The following is a 25,253-nucleotide window of genomic DNA, read 5'->3' as shown; positions in this document are numbered from 1 at the left end:
TGAGTGCCTACGAGCCCGAACGTCCCGACCGGTGGTGGAGACAAGGACCAGCGCTCCGGACGGACAGCGCCGCGAACGAGACTGCTCCGGCAGCCGCGATCCATCCGGTCCGGCGAGCGAGCACCGTGCTCCGGGGGACGTCACCAGGCCGGACCGGACGCCCCTCCCCCATGGTCGGCCGAAGCTCGACGCGGTCGCCGTACCGGTTCACTCCCCCGAGGGTGACGCCGAGCGCGCCGGCGAAGGCAGACTCGACGACGCCGGCGTTGGGGCTGGGGTGGGCTGCGGCGTCGCGCCGCCAGGCGAGCCAGGCGGTGCCCGCCCGGAGGGGCTCGGCGAGGAGGACGCAGAGGCCGGCGTACCGCGATCCCGGCAGGTTGAGGAGATCGTCGAGCCGGGCCGAGGCCCAGCCGAAGCGCTCGTAGCGGTCGTTGTGGTGGCCGACCATGGCGTCGAGGGTGTTCGCAGCGCGGTGCGCGAGCAGGCCGGGGAGCCCGGCGATGGCGCCCCAGACCAGCGGCGCCGTGACGGCGTCAGAGGTGTTCTCCGCGACGGACTCGACCACCGCGCGGGCGACCTCGTCCGCGGTCAGGTCCGAGGGGTCGCGGCCGACCAGGTAGGTCAGTCGGTGCCGGGCGGCGGGCAGGTCGTCGGTCGCGAGGAACGCGTGCACGGCGAGCGCCTCGCGCTCGAGGCTGCGCCCGCCGAGCACGGTCCAGGTGGCCAGCGCGGTGGCAGCGGCGTGGAGCAGCGGGTGGCGGCGGGAGAGGCGTTCGACGCCCAGGCCGAGCAGCGCGGACCCGCCGACGAACGTTGCACTGTGGAGCACCCCGCGGGCGCGGGAGTCGGCGTACCAACGTCGTTCCGCGCGGCCGGCCCAGGTGCCGAACACCGCCACCGGGTGACCCCGCCGCGGATCGCCCCAGAGCCGGTCGGCGCCGAAGCCGACGAGCAGGCCGACGGCTCTCGAACGACTCACGAGCCGACTCCCAGGGCGTCGAGGGCGGTGAGCAGCACCGCACAGGTCTCGGGCGGGCGGACCGCGATCCGGACCCACTCGCCAGCCAGGCCCGGGAAGGTGTCGGCCCGTCGTACGGCGATCCCCCGCTCCCGTAGCGCCTCGCGGGTCCCGAGACCGAGCCGGGCCAGGACGAACGACGACTCCGACCCGAGGACCTCGATGCCCCGCGCGGACAGGCCCTCGACCAAGGACTGGCGCCATCCGGTGATCCGGGCGGTACGGCGGGCCGCCTCCGCGACCGCCGCCGGGGTGGTGCAGGCGATCGCGGCGTGGATCGCGGGGGTGGACACGGACCACGGGATCTGGCGGGCCGCCAGCCCGGCGACGCTGCGCTCGTTGCCGAGCAGGTAACCGGCCCGGATGCCGGGGATGGACCAGTGCTTGGTGAGGCTGCGGATCACCAGCAGTCCCCGTCGGCGGTCGTGGGCCAGTGACTCCCGCTCCCCCGCCACGGTGTCCATGAATGCCTCGTCCACCACGACGACCCGCTTGGGACGGCGCAGCCGCAGGATGTCGGCCGCGGGGTGGAGCACACCGGTCGGGTTGGTCGGGTTCCCCAGCACCACCAGGTCGGCGTCGTCCGGCACCGCGTCGGGGTCCAGCCGGTAGCCGTCCTCGGCACGACACGGCACCACGCTCACCTGGTGCCCGGCGCGTTCGAGGGCGGCGTGCGGCTCGGTGAACTGGGGGTGCACGACCACCACGTGGTGCCACTGCTTCCACCGGGCGACGAGCTCGAACGCCTCGGCGGCCCCGGCGGTGACCAGCACCTCCTCGGGCCGGCGGCGGTGAAGCTGGGCGATCGCCGACCGCGCAGGCGCGGGGTCGGGGTAGGAGACCGAGTCGCGGATGCCGGCGGCCAGCGCCGACTCCAGCCACGCGGGCCGCGGCTCGGGGTGGACGTTGACGGCGAAGTCGAGCAGGCCGGGACCGACCTCCCGATCGCCGTGGTGGTGCAGCGGCTCGGTGGGGGTCGGGTCCGGGCGCGACTCCCCGACGGACGATGGCGCCGTCACCGCTGCGGTGGGGACCGGGTCGGCGGCGGCCGCCGCCTCGGCGAAGCGCTGGGCGAGCTGGGGGGCTCCCGCCCAGTGCAGGTGGAGGTACGACGCGTGCAGGGTCGGCGTCGCCACCCCGATCAGCTCCCCGTCGATGTCCCACGCCGGCGGGCAGCCCCGGGCCGGCCGGTTCAGAGTCGTGCGGTGGAACTCGTGCCCGTGGACCGTCTCCCCCGCGCGGGTGAGCAGGTTGTCGCCGGCCGCGCGGGCCACCGGGTAGCGCAGCGTCAGTCGCTCGGCCATCGCCGCGCTCGTGCCGACCACGCCCGCCATCGGGGTGTCGTCGAGCGCCTCGAGGAGATAGAGCAGCCCGGCGCACTCGGCCACGGTCGGCAGCCCGGCGCGTACGGCGTCGCGGACCTGGGCGAGCAGCGGGCCGTTGCCGGCCAGCTCCTGGACGTGCACCTCGGGGAAGCCGCCGCCGAGCAGGAGCGCCCGGGTGCCGGCGGGAAGGGCCGGGTCGAGCAACGGGTCGAAGCGCACGATGCGGCAGCCGGCGGCGACCAGCAGCTCCTCGGTCTCGGCATAGGCGAAGGTGAAGGCCCGCCCGGCGGCGACCGCGACCACCGGCGCCTCGCCGGCGACCCGTCGTACCTCTGCGGCCGGGTCCCAGGGCGCGACGTCGAGCTCGGGGGCGGCGCGGGCCACCGCCAGCAGCGCGTCGAGGTCGACGTGGCGGCCGATCTGCTCCCCGAGCCGGGCGACCAGGGCCGCGGCGCCGTCGCGTTCGGAGGCGGGGACGAGCCCGAGGTGGCGCGAGGGCGTGGTGAGCGAGGCGTCGCGAGGCACGACCCCGAAGACCGGGACGCGGAGCGAGCGGGTCACCTCGGCGACGTTGCGTGCCGAGCCGGCCCGGTTCAACACCACCCCGACGACCTCGATCGTCGGGTCGTACGACGCCATCCCCGCCACCACGGCACCGGCCGACCGCGACATCCGGGCGATGTCGACGACCAGCACGACCGGGGTGCGGGTGAGCCGGGCGACGTGGGCGGTGGAGGCGAAGCCGTCGGTGCCCAGCCGGCCGTCGTGCAGCCCCATCACCCCCTCGATGACGGCCACGTCCGCGTCCCGCGCCCCGTGCAGGAGCAGCGGGGCGACCCGCTCCTCCCCCACCAGGTGCGGGTCCAGGTTGCGCCCGGGCCGACCGGTGGCCAGGGCGTGGTAGCCGGGATCGATGTAGTCGGGTCCGACCTTGTGCCCGGAGACCACCAGGTCGCGGCCGCGCAGCGCCGCCATCAGTCCGGTGGCGACCGTCGTCTTGCCCTGCCCCGTCGCCGGGGCCGCGATCACCAGGCGGGGCAGGCTCACCACTCGATCCCCCGCTGCCCCTTCTGACCGGCGTCCATCGGGTGCTTGTGCTTGGTCATCTCGGTGACCAGGTCGGCGATCTCGAGGAGCTCGGGTGCGGCGCGGCGACCGGTGACGACGACGTGCTGGCGCCCGGGCCGGTCGCGCAGGGTCGTGACCACGTCGTCGAGGTCGACCCAGCCCCAGGCGATCGGATAGGTGAACTCGTCGAGCACGTAGAGCTGGTGGGTCTCCGCGGCCAGCCGGCGCTTGATCTCCTGCCACCCCCCGGCGGCGGCCCGGGCGTGGTCCTCGGCGTCGCCGTGCTTCTTGGTCCACGACCAGCCGGCGCCCATCTTGTGCCACTCGACCGGTCCGCCCTCGCCGGTCTGGGTGTGCAGCTCCCCGAGGCGCTCGAGCACGGTCTGCTCACCGATGCGCCACTTGGCGGACTTCACGAACTGGAAGACCCCGATGTTCCACCCCTGGTTCCAGCCGCGCAGTGCGAGGCCGAAGGCGGCGGTGGACTTCCCCTTGCCGTCGCCGGTGTGGACCATCAGCAGCGGCCGGTTGCGGCGCTGGCGGGTGCTGAGACCGTCGTCGGGCACGGTCAGCGGTTGTCCCTGAGGCATCAGCGGGTCTCCTCGACGAGTTCGGTGGCGGGGGTGGGGACGGCGAAGCGGGCGACGTCGCCGATCACCGTGACGGCGGGCGGGGCGAGGCCGGCGGCGACGTCGGCGATCCGGGCCAGGCACGCCGTCCGCACGACCTGGTCGGGGTGGCCACCGCGCGCGATCACCGCGGCGGGGGTCTCGGGCGAGAGACCGTGGGCGAGGAGCTCGGCCGCGATGCACGACAGGTTGGCGACGCCCATGAGCACCACCAGCGTGGTGCCGGTCGCAGCCAGGGCGGCGTAGTCGAGGGTGCAGGTGGGGTGCCCGGGCGGCACGTGGCCGGAGACCACGCTGAAGCCGTGCACGATGCCGCGGTGGGTGACCGGGATCCCGGCGAGGGCGGGTACGGCGACCGCGGAGCTGACCCCGGGCAGCACCCGGGTCGGCACGCCGGCCTCGGCGCAGGCGAGCACCTCCTCCATCCCGCGACCGAAGACGAAGCCGTCGCCGCCCTTGAGCCGGACCACCCGGCGCCCGGCGCGGGCGTGGGTCACCAGCAGCTCGTTGATCCGCTCCTGCGGGGTCGTGCGTCCGCGGGGCAGCTTCGCCACGTCGAGCACCTCGGCGTCGGGTCGGGCCCAGGCCAGGGCGCCCTGAGGGGCGAGGTGGTCGACGAGCAGGACGTCGGCCTGCTCCACGGCGGCGCGTCCGGCGACGGTCATCAGGCCCGGGTCCCCGGGTCCGCCGGCCACCAGGGTCACGGTTCCCGGGCGCAGCGGGGTCAGCGTGCCCATCAGGCGACGCGGCCGGTGACGACGTCGACCAGGCCGTCCGCGCTGACCTGCGCCATCGGCAGGTGCTCGGCGCGCAGGTGACCGGCGAGGGTACGGGCCAGCCCCAGCCGGAGCGGCCCCTGCTCGCAGTCGATGACCACGCTGGGCACGCCGAGGGTGGCGAGGTGGGCGGCGGCGAGCTGCGAGCGGACCACCGGGTCGGGTCCGGCGGTGGCCCGGCCGTCGGTGACGACCAGCAGCAGCGGTCGCACCCGCGCGTCACGGAGCCGTTCACGGCGCAGCACCCGTCCTGCTTCGAGGAGGCCCTCGGCGAGGGGGGTCCGGCCGCCCGACGGCAGGTCGTCGAGCAGGGCGGCGGCGACGTCGACGGAGCCGGTCGGCGGCAGCAGCAGGCTCGCGCCGGCCCCCCGGAAGCCGACCATGGCGACCTTGTCGCGGCGCCGATAGGCGTCGGTGAGCAGGGAGAGTACGGCGGTCTTGACCTGGACCATCCGGCGACGGGCCGCCATCGATCCGGAGGCGTCGACGCAGAACAGCAGCAGGTTGGCCTCCCGGCCCTCCCGGACGGCGGTGCGCAGGTCGGCCGGGGCGAGCCGGATCCGGCCGCCGTCGGCACCGCTCCCCTGGCGGGCCGAGCGCTCGGCCGCTGCCCGCAGGGTCTCCACCAGGTGCAGTGACCCGCGTGCGGTGCCGCTGCCGATCCGGCGCCCGCTGCTGCCCAGGGCCCGGCTGCGCCGCCCGGGGCTGCCCTGGCCGACGCCGTCGACGGTGAGCAGCCGCGGGCGGTACACCGTCTCCGCGCTGGCCGCCGTCGTTCGTCCGTCGCTGTCAGGTGCGGGCGGAGCCGACGGAGGGGTGCGCTCAGCATCCGCGGGGTCGGCCGGGTCGGCGTCGACATCGACGGGGGCGGCGTCGACGGAGGACTCCGCCGCTGCCTCGTCGGGCGCGGTCGCCGAAGGACCGGACTCGTCCGCGGACCCCGGCCCCTCGGAGGCCGCCGCGTCGTCGGAGTCGGAGTCGGAGTCGGAGTCCGGTGCGGGGTCGGAGTCCGGTGCGGGGTCGGGCGGATCCGGCAGCTCGTCGTCGCCCAGGACCCGGGCGAGCAGGTCCTCGTCGAGGCCCGGGGCGTCGAACGGGCTGCGCCGGCGCCGGTGCGGCAGGGCCAGCAGCGCGGCGGCACGGATGTCGGCCAGGGTGACCCGCTCGCGCCCGGCCCAGGCGGCGTGGGCGACCGCGGTACGGGCGGTGACGATGTCGGCGCGGAGGCCGTCGACCTCGAACGCGGCGCACACCTCCGCGACCTTCAGCAGCGCCGCGTCGGTGAGCTCGACGTGGTCGAGGCGGGCCCGGGCGCCGGCGATCCGGACCCGCAGCGACTCCTGCCGCTCGGCGAAGGTCGCGACGAAGGCGTCGGGATCCTGGTCGAAGGCCATCCGGCGGCGGACGACCTCCATCCGCAACGCGGGCTCCCGGGGAGCGGCGACCTCGACCGTGAGCCCGAACCGGTCGAGCAGCTGCGGGCGGAGCTCACCCTCCTCGGGGTTCATGGTGCCGATCAGCACGAACCGGGCACCGTGCTGCAGGGAGACCCCGTCCCGCTCGATGGAGACCGTGCCCGTGGCGGCGGCGTCGAGCAGCAGGTCGACCAGGTGGTCGTGGAGCAGGTTGACCTCGTCGACGTAGAGCACTCCGCGGTGGGCCCGGGCCAGCAGGCCGGGCTCGAACTCGACGGCACCGGAGGTCAGCGCCTTCTCCAGGTGCAGGGAGCCGAGCAGCCGGTCCTCCGTGGCGCCGACCGGCAGCTCGACGAGCCGGACCGGCCGGGCGACCCGGGTAGCTGCGGTGAAGGGTCCGTCCGGCGATAGGGCCGTGGACTCGGCCGGGTCGACCGAGTACCGGTCGCCGTCGTACACCTCGATCCACGGGAGTACGTCGGCCAGTCCGCGGACGGTGGTCGACTTCGCGGTGCCCTTGTCACCGCGGACGAGCACCCCGCCGATCTGCGGGCTGATCGCGGTCAGGACCAGCGCGAGGCCCATCGCGTCGAGGCCCGGAGAGTCGGTAGCCGGCTCGGTCGCGGGGTCGTGGGCGCAGCCGACGACGGCAGAAAATGGGTACTTCGTAGGCACGTGAGGCTCCCGCTCGCTTGGCCATGGAGGTGGCGACGCGAGGCCGGTCTTCGGACTTGCCGAATCACTCCTGGCGGAGTGCTCGGTTCACCGCAGCGGGCCTGTGCCGGACTCTCACCGGCTTCCCAGATTCTCCCCGTTGACCGTCCCCACCGCAGGGCGATGGTTGGGGCGCAGGGGCACCTCACGTGTTGCGAGGACGATAGCGTCCCGTCCGTGCCCGCCCCGCCAGACCCCCGCGACGCCTGCCGAATGACGGTGGTGGGCGTCGGTGCCGACGGCCGACTCGACGAGGCGGCCGCGGCCCTGGTCCGGGACGCCGAGGTGCTGCTCGGCGGGCGCCGGCACCTGGACGGCGTCCCTGTCGTGGCCGGCCAGGAGCGCGTGGCCTGGCCCTCGCCGCTGGCCGAAGGTCTGCCGGCCCTGCTGGAGCGGGTGGGTGGTCGACGGGTGGTGGCGCTGGCCTCCGGGGACCCGATGGTCTCCGGGATCGGCAGCACCATGGTCCGGCTCCTCGGCGCGTCGGCGGTGCGGGTGCTGCCCGCGGTGTCGTCGATCTCGCTGGCCCGGGCCCGGATGGGCTGGTCGGCCGAGGAGTCCGCCGCGGTCACGCTGGTCGGGCGCCACGAGGCCCGGCTGCTGCGTGAGCTGGCCCCGGGCCGCCGGCTGCTGCTGCTGACCTCCGGGCGCTCCTCCCCCGCGGCCGTCGCCGTACTCCTGGCCGAGGCCGGGTGCCCGGATGCCGTCGTCACCCTGCTCGGCGATCTCGGCACCGACCGGGAGGTCCGGGTGTCGCGGACCGCGACCGGGTGGCTGGACGTGGCCGACGAGGACGTGCCCGCCCTGCACGTGCTGGCCGTCGAGCTGCCCGCGGCGCTGGCGACCTGGCACTCGTCGTGGGTCGCGGGGTTGCCCGACGACGCCTTCGAGAACGACGGCCAGCTCACCAGGCGCGACCTGCGCTCCGCCGCGCTGGCCCGGCTCCGGCCCGCACCGGGCCAGCACCTGTGGGACGTGGGCGCCGGCGCGGGCTCGGTCGGCATCGAGTGGATGCGCGCGCACGCGACCTGCCGCAGCACCGCGGTCGAGGCCGACCCGGCCCGCGCCTCCCGGATCAGCAGGAACGCCGTGGGACTGGGCGTTCCCGACCTCACCGTCGTCACCGGCCGGGCGCCCGACGCGCTCCGCGGCCTCCCCGCCCCCGACGCCGTGTTCATCGGCGGCGGCGCGACCCGCCCCGGCGTCCTCGACGGCTGCCTCGCGGCCCTGCCGAGCGGTGGCCGGCTGGTGGTGCACGGGGTCACCCTGGAGACCGAGCACCTGCTCGCCGACGCCTACCGCCACCACGGCGGCGAGCTCACCCGGATCGCGGTGGAGACCGCCGCCCCGGTGGGCACCTTCACCGGCTGGACGCCGGCGCGCACCGTGACGCAGTGGAGCCTGACCCGCTGATCAGTCCCGCGGGCTGCGCCGCTCCCGGGCCGCGCTGTACAGGAACGACTCGCCGCCGTCGCCGTCCTCGGCCAGCGCCCGGCCGAGAAGGATGACGGCCGCCTGACGCAGCCCCGACCGCTCGACCAGGTCGGCGACGGTCCCGACCGTGCCACGCAGGACCAGCTCCTCGGGCTGGCTGGCCCGGTGCACGACGAGCACCGGACAGTCGGCGCCGAGCACCGGCTCCAGCTCGGCCATCAGGTCACGGGTCCGGGTGATCGCCAGGTGCAGCACCAGCGTGGCCCCGGTGGCGGCGAAGGCCAGCAGGTCCTCCCCCGCCCCCATCGGCGACGACCGGGCCCGGGTGCGGGTGAGCACGACCGACTGGGCGACGTGCGGCACGGTGAGCTCGCGACCCACCAGCGCCGCGGCGGCGGCGTACGCCGGGACCCCGGGGGTCACCTGCCAGCCGACGCCGGCGGCGTCGAGGCGCCGGGTCTGCTCGTGCAGGGCGGAGTAGAGCGACGGGTCGCCCGACGTCAGCCGGACCACCTGACGTCCGGCCCGTGCGCCGTCGACCAGGTGCCGGGTGATCGCGTCGAGGTCGAGGTCCTGGGTGTCCACCAGCTCGGTCTCCGCACCGCAGTGGGCCAGGATCTCGGGATCCAGATAGGTGCCCGGGTAGAGCACCAGGTCGGCGGCGGCCAGCAGCCGGGCGGCCCGCAGGGTGAGCAGGTCGGCGGCACCGGGACCGGCGCCGACGAAGGACACGCTCATCGCACGTACCTCGGCGTCCACACCCCGGCCGCGGAGCTCCGGGTCCCGGTGGCGCCGACGATCAGCAGGCACTTCATGTCGATCGTCGCGGGGTCGAGCTCGCCCAGGGTCGTGACGGTGAGCGACTCCTCCGCCCGGCCCACGTCGCGTCCGACGATCACCACGGTCGCGGCGTCGCGGTGCTCCAGCAGCACGGCGCGCGCGGTGGCGACCTGCTCGGTGCGGCTGCGGGAGGCGGGGTTGTAGATGGCCAGCACCAGGTCCGCCTCGGCGATCGCGCGCAGCCGCTTCTCGACCACTGCCCAGGGCTTGAGGCGGTCCGAGAGGCTGAGCACGGCGTAGTCGGCGCCGATCGGTGCACCGGCCCGAGCCGCGACGGCCTGGACCGCGCTGACGCCGGGCAGGACCCGGACCGGTACGTCGGCGTACGCCGGATCCTCGGCCGCCTCGAAGACCGCGGCCGCCATCCCGAAGATGCCGGCGTCGCCGCCGGAGACCACCGCGACCCGCTCACCGCGAAGCGCCAGGTCCAGGGCCAGCCGCGCCCGGTCCACCTCGACGGTGTTGCCGGAGGCGTGCCGGGTCAGGCCCGGGCGCTGCGGGACCCGGGAGACGTACGGCCCGTAGCCGACCACGTGGTCCACCTCGGACAGGGCCGCGTCGACCTCGGGGGTCAGCCAGCGATCGGGTCCCGGGCCGAGCCCGACCACCAGCAGCTCCGCCGCCCGGGTGGACTCCGGTGCGGCGGCGCACGCCGCTGCGTCGCCCTCGCGTTCGCGTTCGCGGTCGCGGGAACGGCGACCGTTGCGGCTGTCCCCGGTGACCACGACCAGGGAGAAGTACGGCACCTGCTCGGCGTCGACCTCGGCGACCGGTCGCCACTGCTGCTCGGGCATCGAGGCGCGCTCGACGTACAGGGCGTGGTCGAGCCGGCCCGCGGCGGCCAGCGCCCGTCGTACGGCGGGGAAGGTCCGCCCCAGCTTCATGATGATCGCGCCGTCGGTGTCTGCGAGCCGCCGCGCGAGCTCGGGCTCCGGGAGGGTGCCGGGCAGCACGGTGAGGACGTCGGTCTGGCGCACCAGCGGGCTCGCGACCGCGGCCGCGGCAGCCAGGAACGCGGGGACGCCCGGGACGATCTCGGTCTCGTAGCGCTCGGCGAGCCGGTCGTGCATGTACATGTAGGAGCCGTAGAAGAGCGGGTCGCCCTCGGCCAGCAGGACCACGTTCCGCCCTGCGTCGAGATGGGCGGCGAGTCGGTCTGCGGCCTCCTCGTAGAAGGCAGCCATCGCACCCGCGTACCCGCCGGGGTGGTCCGTGGCGCCGGTCGTGACGGGGTAGGTCAGCTGCTCCTCGAGCACGCCGTCCGGGATGAGCTCAGCGGCGATCCGGCGTGCGTTCGACTGCCGGCCCGCGGCCGCGTGGAACGCGACCACGTCGGCCTGCTGGATCAGCCGGGCGGCCTTCCGGGTGATCAGCTCCGGGTCGCCCGGGCCGACCCCGACACCGGCGAAGCGGCCGTGCGTGCCTCTCCTGGTCACTCCTCCTCCTGGGCCAGCGCGTTGAGCGCCGACGACGTCATCGCCGAGCCGCCCCGGCGACCGCGCACGGTCACGAAGGGGATGTCGATGCCGTGCACCGTGGCCAGGTCGACGAGGGCCTGCTTGGACTCCGCGGCGCCGATGAAACCCACCGGACAGCCGACGATGGCCGCCGGGCGGGGCGCGCCGTCGATGAGCATCTCCAACAGGTGGAACAGCGCGGTCGGGGCGTTGCCGATCGCGATCACGGCACCGGCGAGGCGCGGCTCCCACAGCGAGACCGCGGCGGCGGTGCGGGTGGTCCCCCAGGCAGCGGCCAGGCCGGGGACCTGCGGCTCGTTGAGCGTGCAGAGCACCTCGTTGTCGGCGGGCAGCCTGCCGCGGGTCACGCCCTTGACGACCATGGTGGCATCGCACAGGATCGGCGCCCCCGCTTCCAGCGCGGCCCGCGCCGTGGGGACGAGCCGGGGGTCGATGACGAGGTCCTCGGTCAGGTCGACCTGGCCGCTGCCGTGGATCATCCGGACCGCGACCTTCTCGGCGGTGGCGGGCACCCGGGACAGGTCGGCCTCCCGGCGGATGGTGGCGAAGGAGTCCAGGTAGATCGCCGGACCGCGGTCGACGTACGGGTAGTGCCGCTCGGGGCGGCGCGGCTCGGTCATCGGTTCTCCTCGGGAATCAGGACGCCACGCCAGGGCGTGACGACGAGCTCGGACGCGGTGGTGCAGAGCCGCTCGACGGCCCGGCGGTCGAACCCGGCCTCGGGCACGGACTCGTGGACGCCGCCCGGCACCGGCCCGTAGCCGAGCGGCGGTGCGGGGTGCGGCAGGTGCCGCTCGGGCGCGTGCGGGGCGAGCAGGGGTACGGCGAGCTCCGTGACGTGCCACGGCGCCCCGCCGCCGTCACCGCGCACCTCGAGGAAGCGGAGCGCGAGGTCGGCCAGGACCCGTGGCGCCTCGTGGAGGTCGACCACCGGCCCCCAACCGGCGCCCACCCGAAGCTGGGCACGAGCACCGTCCAGGGCGACCAGTCCCAGGTCGCAGGTCCGCGACAGCAGGTCCCCACGGCCGTCGTCGAGCACGAACAGGAACCGGCCGGGCAGACCGCCGAGCCGCGGGGCCCCGCAGAGCTCGGCGTCGAGCGCATCGACGATCGGGCGGACGTCGGTCCGGCCGCCGACCAGGCCGCTCTGCGGCGAGGCCATCACGTTGCGAGCCAGGTCGTGGGTCCGGCTCGGGAGCAGCCCGGTGGCCTCCAGGTCCTCCAGCACCACCTCGGGCAGGCGCTCGCTGCCGGCCGCGCGCGGCAGCGCCCGGATCTGGAGGTTGCTGCGTCCGGTCACGTGCACGCGACCGTCGCCGTACCTCTCCGCGACCGCGACGAGGGCCCGCAGCGAGTCGGCGCGCAGCCGCCCGCCCGGGAGCCTGAGCCGGACGAGGAGGCCGTCAGCGGCAGGCCAGGGTCGGAGCGCGCCAGGGCATCGGTCTGGTCGAAACCGGTTCACCGGGAGTCACCTTGTTCGGAGTCCGGGCCCGTACGCGGGACCCACCATGACCCGACGACGGGCGTCGTCAGGGCCAGCAGGTCTTCGGACTCGGATCATCCGGGCGAGGACGCCTTCCCAGGGCTGATGCCCCAGTGGCTGCCGTTGCCGGCGTGTCCTGCCCGTCCCCTCACCGCTGCGCGTCAGTCCCGGATTCGCACCGGGTTCCCTGACTCCCATGGGGAGTACGACTGGCTGCTCGGAGCGTACCCCGGCAGTTCGGCGGCCGACACGAAGGCCCGAACCCGACCTGAACGCGATGACTCACCCACGGGTTTCGGTGATGCCGCGGCGAGGTGCGTGACAGACCTGTCGGTCAAGCCATTCTCGGTACGACGGTGAGGTTCAGCTCGGAACCTTGTCGAGGAAGCCGTGCACTGAGTCGATGCGCCCGTCGGGATCGACGACGACGACGTCGAACCCGATGACCAGCGGCTCGGCCTGCGGATCCGCGTCGACGGGGCCGAGCCCCCAGCGGAAGCGGGCCTGGTCGTGGTGGGCGTCGACGTCACCGACGCGGCTGAACACGAAGCCGGGGAACTGCGTCTGGACGGCCTCGATCGTGGCCTCGAGCTGGTCTCGACCGCGGGCGACGACAAGTGGGTCGACGTAGAGCGGCTCGGCGCTCCAGTGCTCTTCGATCAGAGACCGGCGGGCCTCGGGGTCGGTCTCGTTCCAGGTGTTCAGGTAGTTCTCGATCAGGGCGGTCACGGTGTAGTCCTTCGCTCCAGTGGATGGGTGGTGGCAAGAGCGTGGCGGCCGAGAATCGGCTGGTCGATTCCCTCGCAGGTCATGAGGGCCCCATGACGTCTGGGGTAATCGCGCCGCCTCCGAGGGGTGACTACCTTGAGCGCGTGAGCATCACCGCTACGACCACCCGCCCGGTCGGACAGCTGATACGTGACTGGCGAGAGCGACGCCGGCTCAGTCAGCTGGAGCTCTCGGTCAGGGCCGACATCTCCACGCGCCACCTGAGCTTCGTCGAGACCGGGCGTTCCAAGCCGACGCCGCAGATGATTCTCAGGCTGACCGAGCACCTCGATGTGCCGCTCCGAGAGCGCAATGAACTGCTTCTCGCGGGTGGATTCGCGCCGGTGTACCCGCGACACGAACTGGACGCGCCCGAGCTTGCCAGCATCCAGGCCGCCCTGCGGCACGTGCTCGACGGCCACGATCCGTTTCCAGCGCTGGTCATCGACCGCTACTGGGATCTGCTCGACGCCAACTCTGCGGTCTCGATGCTCACTGCCGGATGCGCGGCGCATCTGCTGGAACCGCCGGTCAACGTGTTGCGGCTGAGCTTGCACCCCGAGGGAATGGCGCCGCGCATCCTCAATCTCGGCCAATGGCGTGCCCACGTCCTGGAACAGCTACGCCGGCGTTCCGAACAGACTGCCGATCCGCGCCTGGTCAGCCTGCACGCCGAGCTGCTGGCGATGCCGGGTGGAGTGGACCATACGCCTCCCACCTCGGTCGTCGTACCACTGCGGATCAGGAACGGGGACGGCGAACTGGCGTTCTTCTCGGTCACTTCGTACGTTCAGACCGCCGCCGACGTCACAGTGGAGGAGTTGGCGATCGAGTCCTTCTACCCAGCCGACGCCGCAACGGCCCGAGCCTTGCACGGCCGTACCTGACGTCGAGCGGGATCTCGACGACGCCGTCACCGAGGAGCCAGACCGACACCTCGGTCACCGCGAGCGGAGGGCCGTGGCGATCTGTCCCATGACGTCGACGACCTCGACAGCGTCGTGGATGGGGTGGAGGGGGACGTGGTCGGCGCCGGCGTCGAGGTGCCGATCGACCTCGGCGGCGATCGCGTCCGGTGTCCCTTGGGCGACCATGGCATCGAGGAGACGCTCGCTGCCGCCTGCTACGAAGTCAGCGTCCTCGAACCCGAGTCGACGGAAGTTGTTGAGATAGTTCTGCATCCCCATGTCGAGGTAGATGGCCAGGCCCTCACGAGCACGACGCAGACCTTCCCCGCGGTCGGAGACCAGCGCCACCTTGTGCTCGGGCGCCAGCAGAGGACCCTCGCCGAGGGTTGAGCGTGCGGACCGGGTGTAGTCGGGGTTCACCAGGTACGGATGGGCGCCAGCGGCCCGCTCCGCGGACAGCCGGAGCATCCGCGGCCCGAGCGCGGCGAGGACGCGCCGGTCGACGGGGACCCCTTCGCGGTCCAGCACATCGAGGTAGTCGTTCATGGCCTGGTACGGCTTGACGGCCTGCGCACCGTTGGCCTCGCGGTGACCGGCGCCGATCCCGAGCAGGAACCGACCGGGAGCCTGGTTCTCGAGGCGGTGGTACGCCGCGGCGGTGGCCTGGGCGTCCGAGGTCCAGATGTTCACGATGCCGGTGGCGACCGAGAGGGTCTGCGTCGCAGCAAGTGCGATCCGAGCGCCTTCGAGGACCTCGCCGTTCGCGCTTCCGAGCCACAGGGCACCGTAGCCGTGGGCCTCCAGGCCGCGGGCGATGTCGGCGGTCACCATCGTCTCGCTGAGCCACACGCCGTAGGTGCCGAGGGAGACTGGGGTTGCTTGGTCGCTCATGTGGTGAACAACTTCTTGCGTGGCCGATCTTGTTCCACCGACGGGCCTGCCACCGATCGCCGGGGTGGACCGCGCAGGACATCCCGCCTCCTCTGCGAGATGGACTCCTCGTACGTCGAGAACGTCATCGCGTTGCCTCACGGGTTCCGAGACCAGTACTTCTCCGGAACCCGACGACGGTGGTCCCGGCATCAACGGCGGCGCTCGCTGCTCGGTCACCGAGCAGCGAGCGCCCCAGTTGGTGCGGACGTGCGGTCAGCGGCTCACCGCCCGCGGGCCTTCAGACCGGCGACGTGGTGCCGGTCGTGGTCCTGGCGCTGCCAGGACTGCCACTTCTTGCCGTGGCCCTTCTTGCCGCCCTTGTGGTGGCCGTGGCCGGTGCCGGGCTTGGTCACCACGCCGTTGACCGTCGAGGTGTCCTTGGCGAAGGTCAGCACCGCCGTGGCGATCGCGTCGGAGTTCACGTCCAGCGCACCCACGTTGATGTTGCCCTTGAGCCAGTAGTCCTCGTCGAGCTGGTCGTAGAGCGCCTCGTCCTGGCCCTCTCCGGTGAGGTTGTCGCACGGCTGGTGGTAGCACGGGTCGTACGCCGCGCCCGCCACGCCGCCGTACAGCGCGGCCTCCTCGTCGGTCTTGACGCCCTCGGCGCCGGTGAACAGGCCACCGGCCGGGATCCCGACCGCGATGAACGGCCCGTAGTCGGAGCGACCGGAGAACTCGCTGTCCTGGAACGGCTCCCCGCGCCTGGCGTAGAACTTCTCGAAGACGTCCTCGATCTGCGCCGATCCCTCGGGGATGAAGCCCTCGGCCGCGGTGCCGCCGGAGTTGTCGCCGTCGTACACGCCGAACATGTAGTTGGGCGAGGCGACCATGTCGAAGTTGAGGTAGAGGGCGATCGCCTCGGCCTGCTCCTCGCTCAGCTCGGCGACGTAGTGCTCGGAGCCGAGCAGGCCGCTCTCCTCCGCGCCCCACCAGGCGAACCGGACCTTGTTGGCCGGCTTCACCTTCGCCATCTCCTCGGCGACCTCCAACAGCGCGGCGCTTCCCGAGCCGTTGTCGTTGATGCCCGCACCGTCCTGGACGCTGTCCAGGTGGGCTCCGGCCATCACGACGTTGTCCGAGCGGCCCTTGCGGGTCTCGGCCAGGACGTTCCAGCTGGTGCGCTCCTCGGTCGTGTACTCGACCGTCACGGTGACCGTGGCGCCCGGCGTGCCTGCCAGGTTGACCCCGGTGTCGTACGTCGCGAAGACCGCGGGGATCGTCAGCCCGGTCGCGTCGCCGATCATGCCGACCAGCCCGGTACGTCCCGGCTGGCCCTCGTTCATGATCACCACACCGGCCGCACCCGCCGCCTGGGCGTTGAGCGCCTTCACGGTGAAGCCACAGGTGCCGCGCTGGAGCAGCGCGATCGAGCCCGCGGCGAAGCCGGCGAAGTCCTCGACCTCACAACCGCTGGAGTTGGTGCCGATCGGCGCGGTCGGGTCGAGCACCAGGCCGACCGGGACCAGGGCGCCGGTGGCGGTGCCCTCCGGCGAGCCGGTGTCGAAGGTGTTGCGCAGGAAGTCCTGCTCGTCGACGAACTCGGTGGGATCCGGGCTGACCCGGATCAGCTCGGAGTTCTCCTCGAAGTAGTCGAAGGTGAACTCCTGAACCGTGGGCCGGTAGCCCGCGCGCCGCAGCTTCTTGACGACGTACTCGACGGAGGACTCGTAGCCCGGCCGTCCGGCCGCGCGGTCGCCGTCCTCGTCGGCGATGCCCTGGAGGGCTCGGAGATGCTTGAGCACTCCCTTGACCGTGACGGCCTTGGTGAGCTTGCGGACGGAGTCGTTGTTCGAGTGGTGACCCGAACCGTGTGAGTCGTGGCCGTGGTGGTGGCCGCCGCGTGATGGGTCGGCGTACACCGGGACGGTGGCGGCCGCGCCGAGCACGGCCAGCGTGACACCTGTCGCGGTGAGCGCCCTGAGGGATCTGGACATCGTTGTCGGTCTCCTTCGTCAGGCCCGGCGGGGGGTACCGGGTCCAGCGAGGCTAGGACGACGCGCCCCCGGTTGAACAGGGCGCCGAGCACCGCACCGCCCGCCACCGGGGGCGGACGAATCAGATATCCCCAGAATTGGGGACGCCGGGCCGTGGCCGGCACGCCGGTGGAATGGCTCCTCCCAGGCTGCCTGGGTCTCAAGAGGGGTCAATTGGAGCGCGCAGCGTTCGTGGGTGGCTGCCAACCGTCCTCGTCGCGGATCGATCGAGCGATACGTCGGCTGATCTCACGCAGTTGCCGCGTCTGCGCTTGCGTCAGCGGTTCGAGAACGAGTCGGTGGACGATGGCTGCGTGACCTGGGGTGGCATGGTCGACCTTCTGCAGTCCCTTGTCGGTGAGGATCGCCAGGGTGTATCGCCCGTCTGCGGGGTCGGTCTCGCGTCGTAGCCAGCCTTTGGTCTCCAGGCGCGACGCTGCGCGGGACAGTCGGGACAGCGAGCTGTTGGCGTGGCTGGCCAGAACACTCATCCGGAGCGTTCGGTCGGGCGTGTTGGCGAGCGCGTACAAGACGCCGTACTCGAAGTGCGTCACGTCGGCATCACGCTGCAACTGGGTGTCCAGCGCGGCTGGAAGCCACTCCAGAACGGTGGCCAGAGCGGCCCAGGTCTCGAGGTCTTCACCGCTGAGCTCTGCGGGGGCGCTGGGGTCCGACATGGCAGCAGAGTACTGGACCTCCCAGATCTCGCGTCGCCTCGATGACTTGATCAGGAAAGTCATCCCACCTAGCCTTCACTTGACGGAGCAAGTAACAAGGAGGTCGGGCGCAACGGCCTACTTCGACTGGATGATGAGGAAGACATGGATCTGCAACTGTCGAGCAAGACCGCCTTCGTGAGCGGCTCGACACAGGGAATCGGCTACGTGATCGCCGAGGCGCTCCTCGGAGAGGGGGCGTCGGTCATCATCAACGGACGCACTGTCGATCGGGTCGAAGCGGCCGTGGACGAGCATCCGGAAGCGCACTCCTGCTGCTGCCCCGAGCACGTCTCCGAGTCCGTCCGCAAGGTCACGAAAGGCGGGTCACACGTCTGCGCGCCGACGTACTGCCACCGCTACCGGCCGGCCGCCCGACAGGGGCACGGTGTGCGGTCCTCCACCAACCACCTGGGGTTCCGGTGCGTGCGAGACGCCTGACCTGACGATCAGGTGTCGTCGACCGTGAAGCGACCGGCCTGTTGATCGGTGGTCGCGGCGCCGGCCCGGCCGACAAGTGCGTTGACGCGATCGACTCGTCGCTGCGAGCGCGCTTGACCAGCGATTTGATCCAACGTCGACATCGAGAAGCTCCGCGGCTCCCGACGGCGGCGACTGGTCTGTCGGCCGTCCGACAATGGTCGAGAACGGGACCACTGTCGTCGAACGCCCCCGTACAGCGCGTGCTCACCGGCAACGGCAGCTCTAGTGGCCGCGCGTGTGGTGCGACACCTGCGCCGACGTCGGCAGCACGTCGAGGAGGTCCCCGCCCTACTGCCCCAAACCACCGGAATGATCGTTCGTGCACCTCACTCTGCGTGAGATCTGGGCGTCGAAAGAGCTCTCCAAATCCGAGTCAGCCATGCTTGCAGCTGCCAGCATGGGTCCACGAGTACAACCACTACCGGCCCCCGCTCAACCATCGGGAAAGCGCCCATCCACCAGATTGGACGACCTGGCTGGCATCACAGTTGGCTCTTGCTCGGGACGGGTGCACACCGTCCCCTGTCCGACACTCATGAGCCGACGGGCCGCGAAGCGAGCGTCGGTGTTGGAACGAAGGCTCGGCGATGTCAATTTGGCGACTGCGAGGTCACCACGTCGGGTCGACCCTGCGCCAGGGGGAAGGTTGTGAGCCCCAGAAATCGGGGACGTCCGCCAGTCGTCTTGGGCAGGCCAGTTCACGCAATGTGCGCGGAGCGCCAACCGCGCACCGTCGATAGCGTCACGGCATGGCAGAGGACGCACGACTACCACGAGAACGAGGTCTGCGATGGGGCGACGTCGGACGCGCCCTGATCAGCCTGGCCGGAGCCAGCATCGGGTTGATCATCGCGTCGTGGTTCATCCCGGGCTTCGACGTGGACAACCTCGAACAGGCGCTGGTCGCGGGGATCCTGATCACGGTCGTCGGTGCGGCTAGCCGGTTCCTGCTGGTACGGGGGGCCGTGTGGCTGGGCTGGGTCGGCGCAGTCCTGCTCGGCCTCTTCGCGCAGGCGTTCGCGATCTGGATCGTCGTCTACGCACCGCAGGGCGGCGGACTCGACGACCTGGGTTGGTCGCTCCTCGGGTCCTGGATCGTCGCTGCCGTCGCGACGCTGTTCGTGTGGGTGGCCACCGCCGGTACCGACGACGCGGTGACCGCGTCGCTGCTGCGCCGCAAACGTCTCCAGCGCAACCGCCGCCCCATCGACGACCCGGACCTCCCCGGCGTGGTCTTCGTCCAAGCCGACGGCGTGCCGTACCCGGTCCTCGAGTGGTGCGTGCGCGCCGGCACCCTGCCGACCCTCTCCCGGTGGATCCGCGGCGGGTCACACCAGATGGTCGAGTGGCGCCCGATGCTGCCCGCCACCACGCCGGCGAGCCAGATGGGCATCCTCCACGGCACGATCGACGGCATCCCGGCGTTCCGTTGGGTCGATCGGCCCACCGGCCGGGTGTTCGTCGCCAACAAGCCCGGCGACGCGAAGGACATCGAGGCGCTCCACTCCGACGGGCGCGGGCTGCTCGTCGACGACGGGGTGTCGGTCAGCAACCTGTTCACCGGCGATGCCCCTACCGCCTTCGCGACCATGAGCGCGGTCGACCGCACCCGCGAGACCAAGGAGGCGCGGCGCACGATCTCGGAGTTCCTGAGCCGACCGGCCGGGTTCGCCCGCAGCCTGTCCCGAACCGTCAGCGAGATTGGTCGCGAGCGCTTCCAGGCGAGCCGTTCGCGACGTCGGGACGTACGGCCCCGGGTGCACCGGGGTTGGGACTTCACCCTCGAGCGGGCCGGCATCAGCGGCGTGCTGCGCGACCTCAACACCACGCTGGTCACCGACGCGATGCTGCGCGGCCGGCGTGTGATCTACGTCGACTACGTGGACTACGACGCCGTCGCCCACCACGCCGGCATCCTCCAACCGGAGTCACTGTCCGCGCTCGAAGGCATCGACGCGGTCCTCGCACAGATCGAGAAGGTCGCCGCGGTCGCCGAACGGCACTACGAGATCGTCGTCCTCTCCGACCACGGACAGTCGCAGGGTGCGATCTTCGCCGATCGGTACGGCGAGGACCTGGCCACCCTGGTCGCCCGTCTGGCCGATGTCTCGGTCGTCGCCACCGAGAGCGACGAGGGCAGCGGAACGCTGAACTCGATGGTCGCCGGCTCGGCTGACACCGACACCGTCTTCGGGCGCGCCATGGACCGGGCCTCGGACCAACTGACGCCCGAACCGGTCAAGAACGTGGCTCCGGCCGAGGGCGACCGCTTCCTGGTCTTCGGCTCCGGCAACCTTGGGCTCGTCTACGTGGCGGGCGAGAAGCGTCGCCTGGCGCGCGACGAGCTGGACGCCCGGTTCCCCGCTCTCATCCCCGGGCTGGTCGCGCACCCAGGGGTCGGGTTCGTCGTCGTCGACACCGTCGAGCACGGGCCGGTCGCCCTCGGACCGGGCGGGGAGCACCGCGTCCGCGACGGGGTGGTGGTCGGCGTCGACCCGCTCGCCCGCTTCGGGCCTTACGCCGCGGCGTTCGTGCTCCGGGCCGCGAGCATGGCCGAGACTCCCGACCTCTACGTGAACAGCCTGCTCGACGAGCTCGGCGAGGTGGCGGCGTTCGAGGGACTCGTCGGCTGCCACGGCGGTCTCGGCGGGTGGCAGGATCGCGCCATGGTGGTGCACCCGGTCGGGTTCGAGGTGCCGGACGAGATGGTGGTCGGTGCCGACTCCCTGCACCGGGTGCTGGTCGGGTGGCTCGAGCGGCTCGGCCACCGCACCTCCCTGTCCCACACGGCCGACCATGCCTGAACAGCCGCAGCGGTGCCGCTCGTCGTGGTTCTTCGTCGAGGTGCACGGGTCTCGATCAGTCCGTTGATGGCACCGGACAAGGGTCCATCAGCAGCTCCGGGCGTGGCCGCTCGGTGATGACCCCGGAACACCTGGTCGAGGATCGCCTCGACGTCCATCTGCTCCTCGAGTGCGGTCGTCACCTTGGTCGCGATCGCGGCCTGTACCGCCGGGGAGTCGACAAGTGGTCCGACGGTGTCGACGTACCGTGCTGTGTCGTTGAGGGCGCGCTGTCCCTAGTACGAGACGACCGCAGGTGTGGTGAGGAGGCCGGCGAGCACGACGCACACGGCTGCTGCGAGGGCTCTGCCACTCCGAGCTGAGGATGTTCCTGCCGGCGTCGCGGGCGCCGGGTTGTGAGCGATGCTCATTCGGTCTCCTAGGTCGGATGCCGGTGCTGACAGACGGTGCGGGAAGTCAGGTGGTGGGCCGGACGACCCAGGCTTGGGCGTCATGAAGGGCTGCCCAGGTCGATTCACCGAGGACGGGTGTGGCACCGAAGGCCCGATCGGGGGGCGAGAGCGAGACCGGCACGGTCCGAGCGAGGAGCTCGGCCATGTGGGGGTCGAGTCCGGACACGTAGAGCCGACCTCCGGCGGCGCTCAGCTGCTCGGCGTAGGCGGCGACAACGCGGAAGAACGTCGCGCCGAGCGAGGTGCGCCCGCGCAGGCGAAGCACGACGGCGGGCGCCCGTGACTCCCCCACCTCCGGCAGCCGGGCCTGCAAGGTGCGCGCGCCGGCGTAGAAGAGGCTGCCGTAGACGTCGAGGACGGTCACCTGGTGGCTGGACAGGGTCGGCGGGTCGGGCTGCTCCGTGAACTGGTGGTCGTCGGTGGGGACGAGCTCGACGACGGTGAGGTCCATGGTCTCCCGGTTGAGCTGCAGCAGCAGTGAGATGACGACTCCGACGGCGACCGCGGTCGCTACGGGCAGGATCAGGGTCGCGGCGAAGGTGGCGGCCATCGCGATCTGGGACATCCGGCCGGTGCGCCAGATGGTTGCGACCTGATCCGGGCGGAGCGCCCCGACAGCGGCGAAGATCAGCACCGCGGCCAGGGTCGGCATGGCGACCAGCCCGACGACTCCGGCGAAGACGACCAGGATGACCCCCATCCACAGGCCCCCGAGGATGGACGCCCACCGGGTCCGCGCCCCGGCCGAGACGTTCAGGGCAGTTTGCCCCACCGATCCGCCCACGGGCAGACCACGGACGAGACCTGAGGCGAGGTTGGCCACGCCCTGAGCGAGGAAGTCCTGGTTCATGTTCGAGGGCCGACCGTCGGCGTTGGGCGCCGACTCACTCACGCCTGCCCCCTGGACCAGCACGATCACCGCGATGGCGAAGGCGTTGGCGACGAGATCGACCGAGATCAGGCCCAGGTCGGGAAAGGATGGCACCGGCAGCGACCGCGGGATCGCGCCCTGGTCCTCGACTCGGATCACGTCGGCGCTGGTGAGGATCACGACGAGGGTGGGGATGACGAGGGCGACCAGCGCGCTCACCGTGTTCAGGCGGGTCCGCGCCAGTCCGAAGAGGATGACCAGGGCACCGATCCCAGTCAGCAGCGACGCCACGTTGATGTTGCCAGGATGGGTGATGACGTCGAAGGCCTTGGCGAGCGAGTTCGCCCCTTCGGCGGCGTAACCGGACAGGTCACCGAGCTGCCCGCAGATGATGTTCACCGCCACGCCGGTGAGGAAGCCGGTCATCACCGAGTGCGAGACGAAGCGGGTGTAGCGCCCCAACCTCAACAGCCCCGCAGCAACCATGACCAGGCCGGTCATGACGGTGAGCAGGAACAACGCCTCCGGACGCTCCTCCCTATCCAGCCCCGACACCGCCGAGCCGGCGGCCAGTGCTGCGGCCGTTGTCGCCGTGATCACCATCAACCGTGTGCTCGACGTCAGTCCGCCGGCCACCGGACCCGCGAAGCTTGCGTAGAGACCGTAGACGGGGTTCACGCCGACCAACACGGCTGACGCCATGCCGTCGGGCACGCTGCTGATCGCGCCCGGGAGGCCGGCGAGGGCGTCCTTGCCGACGTACCGGCGTTCTGGCATGACGGACCGCACCCAGGACCGGAAACCCGCCGAGAACCCCGTGTCCACCGGACCTCAACCGATGCTGTGGATCGCGAACGCGACCGAGAAGCCGAGCGTGGTGACGACCCCGACCAGCTTGCCGCCACGCTCGTACGCCTCGGGCATCATCGTGTTGGCCAGCATGGTGAGGATCGCCCCCGCCGCGAACGCCAGGACGAAGGCGACCGTGCCGGGCGAGGAGTCCTGGAAGAGCCCATAGCCGGCCACCGAGGCCAGCCCCGAGACCCCGGCGATACCGACCCACATCCCCAGGATCCGCGAGTTCTTCCAGCCGCTGCTCGCCAGGCCCGTGGTCGAGGAGATCGCCTCGGGCAGGTTGGAGATGAACACCGCAGCCAGGTAGGCGGCACCGACCGCGCCGCCCTCGAAGATCGTCAGGCCGATCACCATCGACTCGGGGATGCCGTCCAGGACCGTGCCCAGCACGATGGCCAGCGGGGAGCCACCTTCCTGGTCCCCGTCGGCGTCCTTGCGGTCGGCCCCGCCGAGGCCGGAGATCAGCCGGTCACCGCCGAAGAAGACGCCGCAGCCGAGGAAGAGACCCATCGCGACCCAGCCGTCACCGGACGACTTCTCGGCGGCCTCCTCGATCAGGTCGAAGGCGACCGCGCTGATCAGGACCCCGGCTCCGAAGGCCATGATCAGCGCGATCAGCCGGAGGCTCAGGTGCAGCCAGATCGCGAGCAGCGCACCGATGACCAGCGAGGACGATGCCAGCAGTCCCCAACCCAGTGCCTCCAGCATCTCGGGCCTCGTCTTATCGTCGTCTTTCGCCGCTCGCCGGCTAGGTCGCCAGCTCGACTTCCCCGATCCGCCACGACTTGTCGAAGAAGGGCTGGAGCGGGCTGTAGAGCCGCAGGATGACGAACCAGCCTCGCTCGGGATCGGTCTGGATCCAGTTTCCGCGAGGAACGCCGTCGGGCTGAACGGGCGAGAAGTGGACGAGGGTGCTGCCGTCCGAATCAGCCTCGGCCGCCGGGGACGGGTACTCCTGGCTGCCGGCCCGGGGATAGAGCTGATCGGTCTGCAGCATGGAGCGGGTCTGGTTGTCGTAGAGCGTGAGCGACCAGAACCGGGCCGCCGGGATGTCCTTTGGCAGTCTCACCTGGTAGGTCTTCGCGCCGGCGAAGGGTTCTCCGGCTGCGTCGACGTTCGCGATGAGGTATTGCGACCCGACCCCGGTCAGCCGCATGCACATCGCTGGGGTGATCACGGTCGCGGTGTAGAACATCGAGGTGCGGGAGTGGAGCCTACGGGCGCCCTGGTTCGGGTAGGGCTTGACTCCTTCGGCAGTGATGTCGGGCGGCGGGTTGGTGAAGTCGAACCCGCCGACGAACAGCATGTTCCACCAGGAACTGTCATCGCTGTAGTAGCGGAAGCCATCGCTCGGATGGGCACCCATGCCCACCGTTCGTGACGCCGCATTTCCTACCGCCGCTGCCTCGTCGAGGATCTTGCGCAACCGAGCGTCGGGCGCGAACTTCTCGCCCTTGACGATCCCGATCGCGGCGAACTGACCGGCCAGCTCGGTGTCGAGGGCCTCGGCCGGCTCCAGTTGCACCAGCGCATCAAGCAGGTCGAAGTGGCCAGCATCCGCGGGGGGCAGGGTGTTCATCGCCAGACCAGTCCCCTCCACGAATCGAGGACTCCGTGGGGCCGCCGCTTGGCCGAGGGGACCCTTCCCCGTCAGGTAGGCGCCGATGCTGCTGCCTACGCCACCGGCGGCGTAGGGGTAGATCTTCAGCTGCTCCTTGATCTTGTCGACGGTCGGGGCAGGACTGTTGCCGGGGTTCTCGTTGATGAACGCCCGGCCCACCAGGTCCACGTGGTGGGTACGCGAGTGCCGGACGTAGTAGCCACCCTCAGGCAGTGGTCCGTCGTAGTCGGGCCCGACCAGGAGGTAGGTGCCGCCCTGGCCACGGTCCGCGCCGGGGAGGCCGAAGTCGGTGATCCAGCCGAACCACATGTCGTCGATCGCGCCGAGCGTGTCGGCCGGTGTCTCCACCACCAGCGGTCCCTGTGTGAGATCGAGGAATGTCCAGAAGTAGACCGTGTCCGCGTTCGGAGTCAGGAAGAGCGAACGCGAGTCCATCAGCTCCGAGCAGATGAGGACGTCGCCGTCCGAGATCCCGGCTGCGAGGAAGCCCTCCCGGATGGCGTAGGTCGACACTCCCTGAATGGTGTTCATGAACGCCTCGACGCCGTGCAGGTAGTCGAGGTGGTCGCGCAGCGTCTCCGCAGCCTTCGCGGTCGGATAGCCGTCGGTGAACTCCAACGCTCCGATCGCGGCCTCGACCTTCGACGGTGTCATCACGGTTTCAGGCACTGGCGTCCTGGTCACATCAG

At 71.8% G+C, this 25,253-nt stretch carries 20 protein-coding genes and 2 riboswitches; of the genes, 4 read left to right on the top strand and 16 right to left on the bottom strand.

From position 1 onward, the window contains the following. Nucleotides 1–7: 7 nt before the first annotated feature. From MUB56_RS15910 to MUB56_RS15890, 5 genes are read right to left on the bottom strand one after another with little or no spacing between them, the layout of a single operon-like run. Nucleotides 8–979 carry a cobalamin biosynthesis protein gene (locus tag MUB56_RS15910; RefSeq protein ID WP_244927987.1) on the bottom strand — a complete coding sequence of 324 codons (972 nt, stop codon included), beginning with the start codon at nucleotides 977–979 and terminating at the stop codon, nucleotides 8–10. Beyond that, nucleotides 976–3,390 carry a cobyrinate a,c-diamide synthase gene (locus MUB56_RS15905; RefSeq protein ID WP_244927986.1) on the bottom strand — a complete coding sequence of 805 codons (2,415 nt, stop codon included), beginning with the start codon at nucleotides 3,388–3,390 and terminating at the stop codon, nucleotides 976–978. The genes MUB56_RS15910 and MUB56_RS15905 overlap by 4 nt, the downstream gene beginning before the upstream one ends. Continuing rightward, nucleotides 3,387–4,001 (bottom strand): cob(I)yrinic acid a,c-diamide adenosyltransferase, encoded by a 615-nt coding sequence (gene cobO / locus MUB56_RS15900; RefSeq protein ID WP_244927985.1) that lies wholly within the window; start codon nucleotides 3,999–4,001, stop codon nucleotides 3,387–3,389. The genes MUB56_RS15905 and cobO overlap by 4 nt, the downstream gene beginning before the upstream one ends. After that, a complete protein-coding gene (gene cobA, locus MUB56_RS15895; RefSeq protein WP_244927984.1) occupies nucleotides 4,001–4,777 on the bottom strand; it encodes a uroporphyrinogen-III C-methyltransferase in 777 nt (258 codons plus the stop codon). The genes cobO and cobA overlap by 1 nt, the downstream gene beginning before the upstream one ends. Beyond that, entirely contained in the window at nucleotides 4,777–6,816 is a 2,040-nt protein-coding gene (locus MUB56_RS15890) for a VWA domain-containing protein (RefSeq protein ID WP_244927983.1), read from the bottom strand. The genes cobA and MUB56_RS15890 overlap by 1 nt, the downstream gene beginning before the upstream one ends. Before the next feature lie 113 nt (nucleotides 6,817–6,929). Then, nucleotides 6,930–7,078: riboswitch (cobalamin riboswitch) on the bottom strand. A 44-nt stretch (nucleotides 7,079–7,122) separates the two neighbouring features. Between MUB56_RS15890 and cbiE the strand changes: the two genes are divergently transcribed. Beyond that, on the top strand, nucleotides 7,123–8,358 hold the full coding sequence (gene cbiE, locus MUB56_RS15885; RefSeq protein ID WP_244927982.1) for a precorrin-6y C5,15-methyltransferase (decarboxylating) subunit CbiE: 1,236 nt from the start codon (nucleotides 7,123–7,125) through the stop codon (nucleotides 8,356–8,358). On the opposite strand, the gene MUB56_RS15880 is transcribed toward cbiE, so the two are convergent. The 5 genes from MUB56_RS15880 to MUB56_RS15860 form a co-directional block, all read right to left on the bottom strand. Continuing rightward, nucleotides 8,359–9,117, bottom strand: a complete 759-nt coding sequence (locus tag MUB56_RS15880; RefSeq protein ID WP_244927981.1) for an SAM-dependent methyltransferase — start codon at nucleotides 9,115–9,117, stop codon at nucleotides 8,359–8,361. Continuing rightward, the gene (locus MUB56_RS15875; RefSeq protein ID WP_244927980.1) at nucleotides 9,114–10,655 is read right to left on the bottom strand and encodes a precorrin-2 C(20)-methyltransferase; all 1,542 of its coding nucleotides are present in this window, start codon (nucleotides 10,653–10,655) and stop codon (nucleotides 9,114–9,116) included. Before MUB56_RS15875 ends, MUB56_RS15880 begins: the two co-directional genes overlap by 4 nt. Continuing rightward, nucleotides 10,652–11,317: a precorrin-8X methylmutase gene (locus tag MUB56_RS15870; RefSeq protein ID WP_244927979.1), complete on the bottom strand. Its 666-nt coding sequence runs from the start codon at nucleotides 11,315–11,317 to the stop codon at nucleotides 10,652–10,654. The genes MUB56_RS15875 and MUB56_RS15870 overlap by 4 nt, the downstream gene beginning before the upstream one ends. Then, on the bottom strand, nucleotides 11,314–12,159 hold the full coding sequence (locus tag MUB56_RS15865; protein ID WP_244927978.1) for a nitrite reductase: 846 nt from the start codon (nucleotides 12,157–12,159) through the stop codon (nucleotides 11,314–11,316). Before MUB56_RS15865 ends, MUB56_RS15870 begins: the two co-directional genes overlap by 4 nt. Before the next feature lie 57 nt (nucleotides 12,160–12,216). Then, nucleotides 12,217–12,409, bottom strand: a riboswitch (cobalamin riboswitch). A gap of 134 nt (nucleotides 12,410–12,543) precedes the next feature. Then, entirely contained in the window at nucleotides 12,544–12,909 is a 366-nt protein-coding gene (locus MUB56_RS15860) for a nuclear transport factor 2 family protein (protein ID WP_244927977.1), read from the bottom strand. A gap of 143 nt (nucleotides 12,910–13,052) precedes the next feature. On the opposite strand from MUB56_RS15860, the gene MUB56_RS15855 reads away from it, so the two are divergent. After that, entirely contained in the window at nucleotides 13,053–13,835 is a 783-nt protein-coding gene (locus tag MUB56_RS15855) for a helix-turn-helix transcriptional regulator (RefSeq protein ID WP_244927976.1), read from the top strand. A 54-nt stretch (nucleotides 13,836–13,889) separates the two neighbouring features. Here MUB56_RS15855 and MUB56_RS15850 read toward each other — a convergent pair whose 3' ends face one another. The 3 genes from MUB56_RS15850 to MUB56_RS15840 form a co-directional block, all read right to left on the bottom strand. Then, entirely contained in the window at nucleotides 13,890–14,747 is an 858-nt protein-coding gene (locus MUB56_RS15850) for a TIGR03620 family F420-dependent LLM class oxidoreductase (protein ID WP_244927975.1), read from the bottom strand. A gap of 263 nt (nucleotides 14,748–15,010) precedes the next feature. Then, complete coding sequence (locus MUB56_RS15845; RefSeq protein ID WP_244927974.1) at nucleotides 15,011–16,723, bottom strand: M28 family peptidase; 1,713 nt, start codon at nucleotides 16,721–16,723, stop codon at nucleotides 15,011–15,013. Between the two features lie 209 nt (nucleotides 16,724–16,932). Further along, nucleotides 16,933–17,502, bottom strand: a complete 570-nt coding sequence (locus MUB56_RS15840) for a MarR family transcriptional regulator (RefSeq protein ID WP_244927973.1) — start codon at nucleotides 17,500–17,502, stop codon at nucleotides 16,933–16,935. Between the two features lie 81 nt (nucleotides 17,503–17,583). Here MUB56_RS15840 and MUB56_RS15835 point away from each other — a divergent pair, with 81 nt between their 5' ends. After that, a complete protein-coding gene (locus MUB56_RS15835) occupies nucleotides 17,584–17,919 on the top strand; it encodes an SDR family NAD(P)-dependent oxidoreductase (RefSeq protein ID WP_244927972.1) in 336 nt (111 codons plus the stop codon). A 791-nt stretch (nucleotides 17,920–18,710) separates the two neighbouring features. Continuing rightward, nucleotides 18,711–20,765, top strand: coding sequence for a phage holin family protein (locus MUB56_RS15830; protein WP_244927971.1), 2,055 nt, complete (start codon nucleotides 18,711–18,713; stop codon nucleotides 20,763–20,765). A gap of 456 nt (nucleotides 20,766–21,221) precedes the next feature. Here MUB56_RS15830 and MUB56_RS15825 read toward each other — a convergent pair whose 3' ends face one another. The 3 genes from MUB56_RS15825 to MUB56_RS15815 are packed head-to-tail and all read right to left on the bottom strand — an operon-like array spanning nucleotide 21,222 to nucleotide 25,218. Further along, complete coding sequence (locus tag MUB56_RS15825; protein ID WP_244927970.1) at nucleotides 21,222–22,865, bottom strand: SulP family inorganic anion transporter; 1,644 nt, start codon at nucleotides 22,863–22,865, stop codon at nucleotides 21,222–21,224. A gap of 54 nt (nucleotides 22,866–22,919) precedes the next feature. Then, nucleotides 22,920–23,651 (bottom strand): ZIP family zinc transporter, encoded by a 732-nt coding sequence (locus tag MUB56_RS15820; RefSeq protein WP_244927969.1) that lies wholly within the window; start codon nucleotides 23,649–23,651, stop codon nucleotides 22,920–22,922. 40 nt (nucleotides 23,652–23,691) lie between these two features. Beyond that, complete coding sequence (locus MUB56_RS15815; protein ID WP_244932425.1) at nucleotides 23,692–25,218, bottom strand: DUF1254 domain-containing protein; 1,527 nt, start codon at nucleotides 25,216–25,218, stop codon at nucleotides 23,692–23,694. Nucleotides 25,219–25,253: the final 35 nt, after the last annotated feature.

It is taken from the genome of Nocardioides sp. W7 (assembly GCF_022919075.1).
GTDB lineage: Bacteria > Actinomycetota > Actinomycetes > Propionibacteriales > Nocardioidaceae > Nocardioides.
The sequence above is the reverse complement of the archived record's forward strand: the minus strand, read 5'-3'. Positions and strand labels throughout refer to the sequence as shown.

What these genes read in the sequence shown, in the direction of transcription:
- MUB56_RS15845 (WP_244927974.1), bottom strand. Translation starts at nt 16,723, where the DNA reads ATGTCCAGATCCCTCAGGGCGCTCACCGCGACAGGTGTCACGCTGGCC.
- MUB56_RS15835 (WP_244927972.1), top strand. Translation starts at nt 17,584, where the DNA reads ATGGATCTGCAACTGTCGAGCAAGACCGCCTTCGTGAGCGGCTCGACA.
- MUB56_RS15825 (WP_244927970.1), bottom strand. Translation starts at nt 22,865, where the DNA reads ATGCCAGAACGCCGGTACGTCGGCAAGGACGCCCTCGCCGGCCTCCCG.
- MUB56_RS15840 (WP_244927973.1), bottom strand. Translation starts at nt 17,502, where the DNA reads ATGACTTTCCTGATCAAGTCATCGAGGCGACGCGAGATCTGGGAGGTC.
- MUB56_RS15850 (WP_244927975.1), bottom strand. Translation starts at nt 14,747, where the DNA reads ATGAGCGACCAAGCAACCCCAGTCTCCCTCGGCACCTACGGCGTGTGG.
- MUB56_RS15870 (WP_244927979.1), bottom strand. Translation starts at nt 11,317, where the DNA reads ATGACCGAGCCGCGCCGCCCCGAGCGGCACTACCCGTACGTCGACCGC.
- MUB56_RS15830 (WP_244927971.1), top strand. Translation starts at nt 18,711, where the DNA reads ATGGCAGAGGACGCACGACTACCACGAGAACGAGGTCTGCGATGGGGC.
- MUB56_RS15880 (WP_244927981.1), bottom strand. Translation starts at nt 9,117, where the DNA reads ATGAGCGTGTCCTTCGTCGGCGCCGGTCCCGGTGCCGCCGACCTGCTC.
- cobO (WP_244927985.1), bottom strand. Translation starts at nt 4,001, where the DNA reads ATGCCTCAGGGACAACCGCTGACCGTGCCCGACGACGGTCTCAGCACC.
- cobA (WP_244927984.1), bottom strand. Translation starts at nt 4,777, where the DNA reads ATGGGCACGCTGACCCCGCTGCGCCCGGGAACCGTGACCCTGGTGGCC.
- MUB56_RS15815 (WP_244932425.1), bottom strand. Translation starts at nt 25,218, where the DNA reads ATGACACCGTCGAAGGTCGAGGCCGCGATCGGAGCGTTGGAGTTCACC.
- MUB56_RS15890 (WP_244927983.1), bottom strand. Translation starts at nt 6,816, where the DNA reads ATGGGCCTCGCGCTGGTCCTGACCGCGATCAGCCCGCAGATCGGCGGG.
- MUB56_RS15820 (WP_244927969.1), bottom strand. Translation starts at nt 23,651, where the DNA reads ATGCTGGAGGCACTGGGTTGGGGACTGCTGGCATCGTCCTCGCTGGTC.